The sequence below is a fragment of the Vagococcus fluvialis bH819 genome, from assembly GCF_900163795.1.
Lineage (GTDB): Bacteria > Bacillota > Bacilli > Lactobacillales > Vagococcaceae > Vagococcus > Vagococcus fluvialis_A.
This window is the reverse complement of sequence record NZ_FWFD01000001.1, coordinates 1-10,144: the sequence shown is the minus strand read 5'-3', so window position 1 is coordinate 10,144 and position 10,144 is coordinate 1. Positions and strand designations below refer to the sequence as shown.

At 33.1% G+C, this 10,144-nt stretch carries 11 protein-coding genes and 1 pseudogene; 5 read left to right on the top strand and 7 right to left on the bottom strand.

Annotation, left to right across the window (positions count from 1 at the left end):
- On the top strand, positions 1-1,721 hold a 1,721-nt coding region (gene asnB / locus FM121_RS00060; RefSeq protein WP_086950115.1), incomplete at its 5' end, for an asparagine synthase (glutamine-hydrolyzing).
- Between the two features lie 188 nt (positions 1,722-1,909).
- Here the strand turns inward: asnB and FM121_RS00055 are convergent.
- Entirely contained in the window at positions 1,910-2,194 is a 285-nt protein-coding gene (locus FM121_RS00055; protein WP_086950114.1) for a hypothetical protein, read from the bottom strand.
- A gap of 325 nt (positions 2,195-2,519) precedes the next feature.
- Here FM121_RS00055 and FM121_RS00050 point away from each other — a divergent pair, with 325 nt between their 5' ends.
- The 3 genes from FM121_RS00050 (at position 2,520) to FM121_RS00040 (ending at position 4,122) form a co-directional block, all read left to right on the top strand.
- Positions 2,520-2,921 carry a helix-turn-helix domain-containing protein gene (locus FM121_RS00050; RefSeq protein WP_086950113.1) on the top strand — a complete coding sequence of 134 codons (402 nt, stop codon included), beginning with the start codon at positions 2,520-2,522 and terminating at the stop codon, positions 2,919-2,921.
- Positions 2,922-3,190: 269 nt separating this feature from the next.
- Positions 3,191-3,742 (top strand): tyrosine-type recombinase/integrase, encoded by a 552-nt coding sequence (locus FM121_RS00045; RefSeq protein WP_023179913.1) that lies wholly within the window; start codon positions 3,191-3,193, stop codon positions 3,740-3,742.
- A gap of 158 nt (positions 3,743-3,900) precedes the next feature.
- Positions 3,901-4,122: a hypothetical protein gene (locus FM121_RS00040; RefSeq protein WP_022797248.1), complete on the top strand. Its 222-nt coding sequence runs from the start codon at positions 3,901-3,903 to the stop codon at positions 4,120-4,122.
- Between the two features lie 124 nt (positions 4,123-4,246).
- On the opposite strand, the gene FM121_RS00035 is transcribed toward FM121_RS00040, so the two are convergent.
- The 6 genes from FM121_RS00035 to FM121_RS00010 form a co-directional block, all read right to left on the bottom strand.
- A complete protein-coding gene (locus FM121_RS00035; RefSeq protein WP_086950116.1) occupies positions 4,247-4,795 on the bottom strand; it encodes a DUF536 domain-containing protein in 549 nt (182 codons plus the stop codon).
- Position 4,796: 1 nt separating this feature from the next.
- The gene (locus FM121_RS00030) at positions 4,797-5,960 is read right to left on the bottom strand and encodes a RepB family plasmid replication initiator protein (RefSeq protein WP_086950112.1); all 1,164 of its coding nucleotides are present in this window, start codon (positions 5,958-5,960) and stop codon (positions 4,797-4,799) included.
- A 771-nt stretch (positions 5,961-6,731) separates the two neighbouring features.
- Complete coding sequence (locus FM121_RS00025) at positions 6,732-7,868, bottom strand: relaxase/mobilization nuclease domain-containing protein (RefSeq protein ID WP_086950111.1); 1,137 nt, start codon at positions 7,866-7,868, stop codon at positions 6,732-6,734.
- The gene (locus FM121_RS00020; RefSeq protein WP_086950110.1) at positions 7,850-8,221 is read right to left on the bottom strand and encodes a MobC family plasmid mobilization relaxosome protein; all 372 of its coding nucleotides are present in this window, start codon (positions 8,219-8,221) and stop codon (positions 7,850-7,852) included. The genes FM121_RS00025 and FM121_RS00020 overlap by 19 nt, the downstream gene beginning before the upstream one ends.
- A 394-nt stretch (positions 8,222-8,615) precedes the next feature.
- Positions 8,616-8,882, bottom strand: a complete 267-nt coding sequence (locus FM121_RS00015; RefSeq protein WP_022797157.1) for a Txe/YoeB family addiction module toxin — start codon at positions 8,880-8,882, stop codon at positions 8,616-8,618.
- On the bottom strand, positions 8,867-9,121 hold the full coding sequence (locus FM121_RS00010) for a type II toxin-antitoxin system Phd/YefM family antitoxin (protein ID WP_010620828.1): 255 nt from the start codon (positions 9,119-9,121) through the stop codon (positions 8,867-8,869). Before FM121_RS00010 ends, FM121_RS00015 begins: the two co-directional genes overlap by 16 nt.
- Positions 9,122-9,923: 802 nt before the next feature.
- Here FM121_RS00010 and FM121_RS00005 point away from each other — a divergent pair.
- A pseudogene (locus FM121_RS00005) lies at positions 9,924-10,144 on the top strand (asparagine synthase (glutamine-hydrolyzing)); the annotation flags it as partial.

Genomic DNA, 10,144 nt, shown 5'->3' with positions numbered 1-10,144 from the left:
TAGATATTGAAAAAGGGCACCAACCATTATCTTATGAAAATGAACGGTATTGGATTATTTTTAATGGTGAAATTTATAATTATATAGAGTTAAGAAAAAAACTAAGTGGTCAAGGGTATTTATTTAAAACGGATAGTGATACCGAAGTTATCATTGCAGCTTATTCAGCCTATAAAGAAGAAGTAGTGGATAAATTAAGAGGAATGTTTGCATTTGTGATTTGGGACAAAGTAGAAAAATCATTCTTTGGAGCTCGTGATCATTTTGGGATTAAACCTTTTTATTATGCAGTAGAAGAACAAGGCCTATATGTGGCTTCTGAAAAGAAAGCTATTCTAAAAATGGTTCAAGACCGACAATTAGATCAAATTGCTTTACAAAATTATTTAACTTTTCAATATGTTCCAGGATCAGAAACGATGCACCAATCAATTAAGGAACTACTTCCTGGTCATTTTATGACAAAGAAATTAAATGAGACAGTAAAAATTACGAGATATTGGCAGGCTGATTTTTCACCCATTAACAAATCAGAAGATTTTTTTACAAAAGAAATTCGAACAAGCTTATGGGATTCCGTTGAAAAACATATGAGGTCAGACGTTACAGTTGGTTCCTTCTTATCAGGAGGAATTGATTCGTCAATCATTGTAGCAATGGCACGCGAGTTTAATCCTAAGCTTAAAACATTATCAGTTGGATTTGAAAGAGACGGATACAATGAAATTAATTTAGCTGAAGAGACGGCAGAAGAGTTAAAAGTAGAAAACTTTAGTCATACGATTACTGTAGAAGAATTCATGGCTGAATTTCCACGTTTTGTTTGGCATATGGACGATCCTTTAGCTGACCCTGCAGCAATGCCGCAATTCTTTTTGTCAGCATTAGCTCGAAAGCATGTAAAAGTTGCGTTATCTGGTGAAGGAGCTGATGAATTATTTGGAGGGTATGGTATTTATAATGAACCACATGCGTTGAGAATGTTTAATCTTACTGGTAAGTATACCAACCAAGCTATCCATCAGTTAGCTCAGCTGATGCCTGATGGAGTAAAAGGGAAGAGTTTTCTTATTAGAGGAACCGTTCCTTTAGAACATCGGTACGTTGGAAATGCAAAGATTTTTGACGAACGTGAAAAGAAAAACTTATTAGCCAAGTACAACGCTAACCATTCTTTTCAGAACGTAACAGAATCGATTTATCAGCAAACAATTGGCTATCATCCAGTAGATAGAATGCAATTGATTGATATTAATACGTGGTTAAGTGGAGATTTACTTTTAAATGCAGATAGAACTACAATGGCTCATTCATTAGAATTGAGAACACCATTTTTAGATAAAGAAGTATTTAATGTTGCTAGAGAAATACCTGCACATTTAAGACTTGCTCATGGGATGACTAAATATATTTTAAGAAAATCAGTAGAAGGAATTGTTCCAGAAAATGTTATTTACCGTAAAAAATTAGGCTTTCCAGTTCCAATCCGTCATTGGTTAAAAGATGAAATGTATGATTGGGCACTGACAATTATAAGAGAATCTCAAACAGAGCATTTATTGAATAAAAGATATATTGAAGATCTTCTAATTAATCATCGCCTAGGTAAGGTAGATTATTCACGTAAAATATGGACAGCTTTAACTTTTATGGTTTGGCACCGTATCTATGTCGAAGAATCACAAGAATTTTTAACAGAACCTCTACGATTTTCTGTATAACAATAATTCATATATAAAATTAGATAAAGTCATGTATATAGCACCTTATTAAATCAAGGGTCTATATACATGACTTTTTTTAGTTAGTAAACTTGAATATTTTAATAGACAGCGAAAAATTAATCAGATCAATATCTGGTAAGTGTCTATTCTGGTTAGACTCTATTCAGCCATTTGAATAGCTTTAACTAATTTTTGTTTTTCAGCTCTAAAAGTATCGGAATTATATTTAATAATATTGATATAATCGTTAAAGCCCATAGGGCTGTTGCCATGGTAGGTAATACATCTAATAAGGCAGCCCAATCTTCTACTTTTACCCAATTAGATATCATGCTGTGTCCTGAGACAAGCGTCAGTGCTGTAAATGACAATCCCATTGCCATTGCTAACTTATAATCTTTGCCTATTTTGTATAAATAAATATTTAAAACAGTTGCTACTATAGCAATAATTCCTAATACCATAAACATAATTATTCCTCCAATATTTTTTTATTCTTATTCTAAGTACTATGACTTTTCAATACATGAATTTACATAGTTTCTTGTATTGAAAATCCAATAAGAAGAAGCTCTTAAAAAATAAGAGTTTCTTTTTATTGGATATAAATAAAAAATATAGAAATATTCAAGAAGTACATTCTATCTACTTTCATATAGATTAGTAAAATAATTATTAAACTGAGAGTAGATTGGCATTGTTGCATATGCTGACATATAATATAAACGATGTATGCAATATACGCTCGCCTTATAGTAAGTTGATATGGTTAGATTGGATTAGGAGGAAAATCTAATGGAGATTGGAAAAATAATAAAGCAAAGAAGAACTGAATTAGAAATAACCCAAGAAGTTTTAGCTAAAAGGATTAATGTTGCACGTTCAACAATTTCAAATTGGGAAATTGGAAGAAATTATCCTGATATCCACCTTTTAGTAAAACTCTCTGATGAATTAAATATTACTTTAGATCAGCTAATGAGAGGTGATAAAAAAATGGTTTCGTCTATGGATAAAAAAATAAAAAAGGGTAATTTTGTAGAAAAATATTATGTCGTTTTTTTGACGATTGTTAGTATGACATTAATTGGATACTTTTCTTTCGATAATTGGACTTCAATTATTATTTTTGGAATAGTCACCGGGGGTATATTTGGAGTGATTATAGATTCTATTGGGAGAGATAAAGTTAAATAAACTAATGAAATTAATCTTTATTTCTTAGTGATAGAGAAAAGGAAATGAGTTATAGTGTAATATATATTTTTTATTACAAATATCAAAAGTAATTAAATAATACTATATACTTTTTTAATTCATAAATGTGATACATGAAATTGTATAAAAACGTGTATCGAGAATCCTATATCTATAGGGTTCTTTTTTTATACCGGTGTCCAATACACGATTTCGTGGTATAATGAATGAAATCATGTATCCTTTTTGTGAGAGGAGAGACCATTTCAATGAGTTATAATGTACAACCATTACGAACGCAGCAAGAAATCAACGACTTTTTATTCTGTTTGAGACGCAACAAAAACGCCGAACGCGACGTTTTCTTGTTTTTGATCGGCATTAATAGCGGTTTACGCATGTCTGATATCGTGAAATTAAAGAAAAAAGACGTGATTTCCTCGAAAAACCCACGTATTGTGGAGCAAAAAACCGGAAAAACACGCATTTTATATTTAAGCAGCCTGCAGGAGTTGATCCAGGACTACACGAAAGACCTGGAGCCAGAAGATTATTTGTTTCCCAGTACTAAAGGCGGTCATTTAGAAGTCAATACGGTCTATCAGATGTTTCAAAAGGTCGCCGCACTATTAGATCGGGACGATATCGGCACGCACACGCTGCGGAAGACATTTGGGTATCACTATTATAAGAAAACCAAAGACGTGGCTACACTCATGGAAATATTCGGTCACAGCAGCGAAAAAATCACCAAGCGTTATATTGGAATCAATGAAGATGAAATCAGTGAGACTTTATTAAATTTTAGACTCGGTTTTTAAATCTATATTTACTAAGAAGACAGTATTTAAAGTCAGAAGTTATTGTGGGTGTTCCCCAATTGAAAATTTATCTGCTAATGAATAATTTTATTGTTCATTAGCGTTAGTCCCAATTGATTAGTCGTGATATAATCAATTGAAAAAATGGAGGTGTTTTTATGTCAACTATTTATACTACAAACGAATGGAATGGATATGGGAAACAAAATTATTATTGGAATGAATATCGACTAGAAGGTAATTCGATAGTTAAATATAAATGTAATAGACATAAGTTTTTTGATGGAAACGAGAATAATTGGGAAGAAAGTGAAACAGAAGTAGAAAGTTGGAATATCAATGATTCTAATTTACCTAATTGGTTAAGAGAATACATATGAAAGTTCAAATAAATAGTTAATTAATGATCAGGTAACTTAAATTCTTAGGTGACATAATCGCGGTTAAGCAAAATAACCCTGACATAAATTAATACGTCAAGGTTACTTTACTATTTACTTTAAACTACTGCCTTTTTTTGAAAAGACGGCTTAAAAACCCTTTTTTTTCAAAATCATCGGTAATGTCTTCAAAATTATCATTAAATAGAGGATTACTAGTTGAACGTATCGAATCTTCTGTAGTTTCATTAGATAATTGAAGCTGCAATTGTTCAATATGTTTATTTGTTTGAAGTGATAATTGTTGCTGCTGATCAAGTAACTTTTGCATAGTTTGTATTTGTTTATCTTTTTCTGCCAGTTGTTTATCTTTTATCTTTAATTGTTCGTTAAGTATTTTCTCAACTTCATAATTATTAATAGTTTTTCTATCGCTTTTTGGGTTATTTTCGCGATTATCTTCTCTAGTTTGGTTACTATCAAGGTTACTAGAGTTACTGGTAACTCTAGTAACCTTTTTCCTCACAAAATTTGATACATCAGCATTTAAGTAAATGGTATTACTTTTTTTAGTTACCGATAAGGTTGGTGGTAACTTTTCTAAATGTTTACGAATTGCCTGTTTGGATACTCCTAATTCGTCTGCTAACTCTTTTATCGTCATATCAGCCATGTTATTCACCCCTATAGACGTTGTTTATTTTTACAGTTGCAAGATAATGCTCTATAGAAGATTTTAAATATTTTACAATATTTTCTTTTTTGGAAGAAGGTATTTTATGTGCAGCCACATACTGAATGTGTTCTTTCACTGAATTTCGACCTTGTAATTTTGCTAATTCTTCATACTTTGGAAATACAGTTCTTTGCAAACCAACCATCACTTTTTTATCAATTAAGTCATACTGATTAATTAGTAGTTGTTTTAACAACAACTTTGTATACGGACTTTGCATAGCTAGCCCTAATAATTGGTTTTCGTTCTCTTCTTTAGTTTGTTGATGTTTTTGAGAAATAGGATCATTTAATTTATACTCCATTGGAGCTAGAGTTGTTTTTTTCTTCTCAATATAAAATTTTATTCCTACGATTGATCGTCCTTCTTTTATTTTGTCGTAAGTAACTGTAAAATGAGTATTTTTATTAATTTCTTCAATTGGCTTTTTTAATATCTTTTTGTCAAAATTACTGAATAACTCGTATTCTTTTATCGTATTTGTTAATCTTCTTAACTCTTGAATCTCAACATACGGGTTTTTAAGTTGTTCTAATTGTTCTTCCCTGCGTTGACCATTTTCATTGTACTTTTCATACTGATTGTAATACATAGAGAACCACTTATATAATATAATACTGTACTTACTATTCAATTCCATAATATCTGTAATGAGATATTGCGTGAAATTTGATTTTAAATTAATTAAATAAGGCATAATATCTTCTGTAAATTTAATTGAAACTGAGTCATTATAATCATTCCAACTACTTCTTGAAATAGGGGAAATAATTGAATACTCAAATTTCCCATCTTTTTCTTGAACTTCCTGAACTTCAAAAATAGCTTGTTCATGTAGGTTTCTTAAAGCGTTTTTAAAACGAGTGTGTTTACTGCTGCTTGCTACATCAAAAAAAGAAAATAATGTTTCTTTTGATAGGTAAACCGTATTATCTTGTGGAATATTTTCTGTATCTAAACAAGAGACCGCTAATTCAAAAATTTTGAGTGGTATTTTATCCATTTTAGCTACACTGGTGATTAAATCATTGTGTTCCACTGCTTTTTGATTTTCTAAGTCACTTATATGTAATACTTTTGGTGATAATATTTCATTATTCATAAATGTAGATACAACTCCTTTTACTTATGTTTAGAGGAAAAAGCTAAGGAAAAATAAAAACTTCTCTGTGCTTTTATTTGATTGTACAAAAATGTGAATACTTTATCAACCGAAAAGTATTCACGTACATCGCTTTTGGTACTTAAATACATCGCTTTTAGTACTCATATACATCGCTTTTGGTACTTATTTAAACGTTTAATCACTTGGTACAACAACCTTTTTTTCCACACAAAAGGTTTAAAAGACAAAATATATAAGATAAATATAAATACTACTCGTTTATTTTAGTAAAAAATAAAATAAACAACCTCTCAATCACTATATCGTTTTTTAATAGACAAAATGCCGTCTTTAGTCAGACAAAAAGACCTTTAAAGAATAATGAAAAACCCGTTAGCAAAAGTCTATGTCTCGACTTACGCTCGACTGATCGAACCGTTGTATGCAATAGAAGCTAAATAAACAGGCCTATTTTTAATTTTAGAGTAAAAACCTACAAAAGGACCTTTAGACAAATTAAAGTGTTTATAAGGGCTTTTTATAGGCTTTAAATGGAATTTAACTCCCTATTTCTCTTAAATAATTCAAGTCCATTTAGGTTATCCATTATGTAATGAGAATCTTCTTTTTTACCAGACGTTAAAGTAATTGAGCAGCCACATAAGCGCCACCACAACGATACCGGTAGGTACACTGGCATATAAATTGGTTAAAACGGTTCGAAAGGTTAATTTTTGATTGGTTCGCTTGATTTCAGCGTTTAACTGGTTAAAGACTTGGTCCATCGTTTTGGTTATGGTCTGGTTGATCTCGCTTAACTGTTGGTTGTTCTGACTCATTTCGCGTTGAATCTTCGCGATTTCGGCTTTGTTTTGGTCTAAAAGATCGTTCAAGATCGTTTTCAGGCGTTTCAAGGATTCGATTGACTGCTTTTGAGCTGTCTCGTTGAAGTCGGTTTGTGTAGTCTCTAAGTTGGTTAAGCTGCTGTTGAAGCTGTTCAGGACGGAGTTCGTCACTTCTTGAATCTCTTGTAAATTGTTCTCCAGATTGGCTTTCTCCAAGCTTTTCTGTTGCAGCGTCGCTCCGCTGTAATTCCGGATCTCGGTCAATACTTGAATCAGTTGCTGCAGGTCTTGGCTCATTGTTTCCGGATTGTCCGGTTGCGAAATCTCTGTCTTTTGTTGGTTCAATGTGTCTTTCAAAGCCATTAAAAATCGTCTCCTTTTCATAATCACTGCCTAACTTGCTCGCTCTCACCTTTTTATTGGCGTTTAAATGGGTGTAGGTGATCGTTTTTCCTCTCAGTTTAACATCTACCCCTTTTTTATTTAAAAGCTCTGAAAAGCTCTTAAAATCGCTTGTACGACTCACTGAATAATCGACAGCTTCTCTTATTTCGTCTTTCCAGCTGATTTTTCCTTTTTCCAGTAACGACTTTTCCGCTGTAGTATAACGAACTTTAGCGGGTTCTTCGGGAATCGTTAAGCCATGCTCAAGACAAATCTGATCGTTCATATCTTTAACTTCTTGAATGGCTTTTTGTCCATGCGCTTGAAATTTTAAACCAGTATCCATATTGACGCTATTAATCACTAAATGATTATGAATATGATCTTTATCGGTATGCGTATAAATGGCTACTTGGTGACCGTCAGCGACTTTTTCGGCTAATTGATAACCTAATGCATTGGCTTGCTCCGGAGTGACCTCACCGGGCTTAAACGACTGAATCAAGGTATGCGCTTGAACTTTATCGTCTTTGCCATAAATCATGCGAGTAGCTTTCATTTGGGTTTTGGCGTAGTTCACGTCACAATTGAAGCCGCTTTTGACCGTTGCCCGCGGTTCAGCGTAGTTAATGCAGCGAGAACAACTGGTGCTGCGCGCTAATTTAATTGTTGCCATATCTGATTCAACTCCTTTTGCACGTTTTGCAATTCAGCCGTTAGGTTGGCGGCTAAATTCGGATCCAATTCGGCAGTATTCGTTGCTCTTGCCATCTGATTGACGTTATTTCCAATCGCGCGTAATTGCTTGGCAATCTCCACGGCTCCTGGTCGGTCAATTTTCGGCGTTACGAGCTTAGCCCCTTGTGCCTTGCTTTTTACAAAAGCCGGCACACTCATTTGAAAAGTTTCAGCGGAGCGCTTCAACTTTTCAAATTCGGATTCGCTCACTCGAAAGCTGATTTGTTTCGGCTCTTTTCGCTTCGGTTTGGCCTCCGCAAAAGTGGCCTCAAAAATCTCTCGTTCGCTCACAGTCCCACCTCCTTGTTTTTCTTCCCTAGCGGTCAGAAACGAGCATAACACTGAAACGCTTTCGGTTTCTAGTATTATGCTCGGTCTTGGAGGTTTGGCAAGCTCTATGTTTGCTAGCCACTTCGTGGCGCAAACGACCTTGTTGGGGGACGCGCTGCTCCCCCAATCCCCCTTGAAAACCTGTCAAAACGTACCCGTTTTGAGCCAAAAAAAGAGACGGGAAATGTGTCCATTTCGGTCTCTTTTTTTGGCAAGATCAAGCCAGTTTTTTTCGTCGTTGGCGTCGGAAAAAACTGGCTCTTTATGCACTGTCTTTTTTCGGTAGTTGGTCCGAAAAAAGACAAGCTCATTACATAAAAAAAAGATAGAAATTCACTTTTTTAAAAGTGGTTTTCTATCTTTCGTAGTGCGTCCAAGCCGACCAAATAATGACTTCTTTTGCGTCATTATCAACCGAGTAAACCACTCGGTGTTGAATATTTAATCGTCGGGAATAGTTATCTTTTAAATTTCCGACTAGCTTCTCATAAGGCGGTGGATTTTGAAACGGGTTCTCTTTTAAAATTTCCATTATATCTTTAAATTTTTGCTCTAAATGAGCCGATTTTAAATTTTTAAGGTCTTTCATTGTTGATTTTGCTAACTTTATAGAGTATCCCAATCGATATCCTCCAATGCAACAAACTCATTTTCTTGTTCACGCTGGTGGATCACATCCGCTACGCCAGCAGATTGAAGGTATAATGTTTCTTGAATTGCGTCCCAGTCTTTTTTACTGACCATAACGGCTTCACTTTCTTCGTTTTTGCCAGAGATATAAATGGGTTCGTTAGTTTTATTGACGTCTTTCAATAGTTGATAAAAGACTTTTCTAGCTTGGCTAGGGTTTACGATAGACATAAGCTATTCCTCCCTTTAACATCTTTCTTACTATTGTAACGTACTTGTTTAAGTACGTCAAAGATGTTGTGAATACATGAAATTGCTTAAAAACGTGTATTGATAAAACTACAGTTTCATTTAAAAATTTATAACTGAAGTACTTTTTTATTTGATTTTTAGTGTATGTAAACCAGTGGTTGCTAACTGTAAACGAATAGGTGCGTTACTTTTTAAGCGGAAATTGAGAGAATATAGTTATTAAGTTAAGGAGGATAGTAATGATTTAAACTTGTGTTTAAGAGTTAGACATCCAATTTCATGTTATGAATACATGAGATTCTATAAAATCATATATTGAAGAAAATAGGTAGCTGCTAAAAACAAGCGAGCGACTCTCTTAAAATTAGATCTGTAAAAGATTTTTTATTTCAATTTCAGAGATACTTTTTTTAGCGGTTAAAAATACTTTTTTTCTTCTCTTTTACCAATGGTAACAATCTCAATAATTTCTATCTGATTATCTGTTGGTGGTTTAAAGATGAGACAAATGCCTAATTTTTGGTTCTTTAACAAAAAAATTAGGACTTAAAATATCAATCTGCAATCGCTTAAAGTGATTGCTATTCGAAGATAATAGCTTTACTATCAATTGTGGAATTTAAAAATACTAGACTTTTAATAGTGCTTAATTAAAATCTATTTTTCACTAATCAAAATAAAAATACATAAATTCGAAAATGTCGCTAGTTTAAAAGTCTTTAAAAAATTTTAACTAGAAGAAATAATCAATAAAAAGGAACTCAAAAAGAGGAGAATTGATATGTGCGGATTTGTTGGGTATATTTCCAATGTGGAAAATGCAATACAAAAAACAATAGAGAACAATATTAATGAGATGAATAAAATGATTGTACATAGAGGACCAGATGAAGAAGGGTATTATAAAGATAATACGATTGCTTTAGGTTTTAGAAGATTAAGTATTATAGATATTGAAAAAGGGCACCAACCATTATCTTATGAAAATGAACGGTATTGGAT

Excerpts from the sequence above, each read along its gene's own strand:
- FM121_RS00030 (WP_086950112.1), bottom strand. The coding sequence starts at position 5,960 with ATGAATAATGAAATATTATCACCAAAAGTATTACATATAAGTGACTTA.
- FM121_RS00040 (WP_022797248.1), top strand. The coding sequence starts at position 3,901 with ATGTCAACTATTTATACTACAAACGAATGGAATGGATATGGGAAACAA.
- FM121_RS00035 (WP_086950116.1), bottom strand. The coding sequence starts at position 4,795 with ATGGCTGATATGACGATAAAAGAGTTAGCAGACGAATTAGGAGTATCC.
- FM121_RS00055 (WP_086950114.1), bottom strand. The coding sequence starts at position 2,194 with ATGTTTATGGTATTAGGAATTATTGCTATAGTAGCAACTGTTTTAAAT.
- FM121_RS00025 (WP_086950111.1), bottom strand. The coding sequence starts at position 7,868 with ATGGCAACAATTAAATTAGCGCGCAGCACCAGTTGTTCTCGCTGCATT.
- FM121_RS00050 (WP_086950113.1), top strand. The coding sequence starts at position 2,520 with ATGGAGATTGGAAAAATAATAAAGCAAAGAAGAACTGAATTAGAAATA.
- FM121_RS00010 (WP_010620828.1), bottom strand. The coding sequence starts at position 9,121 with ATGTCTATCGTAAACCCTAGCCAAGCTAGAAAAGTCTTTTATCAACTA.
- FM121_RS00045 (WP_023179913.1), top strand. The coding sequence starts at position 3,191 with ATGAGTTATAATGTACAACCATTACGAACGCAGCAAGAAATCAACGAC.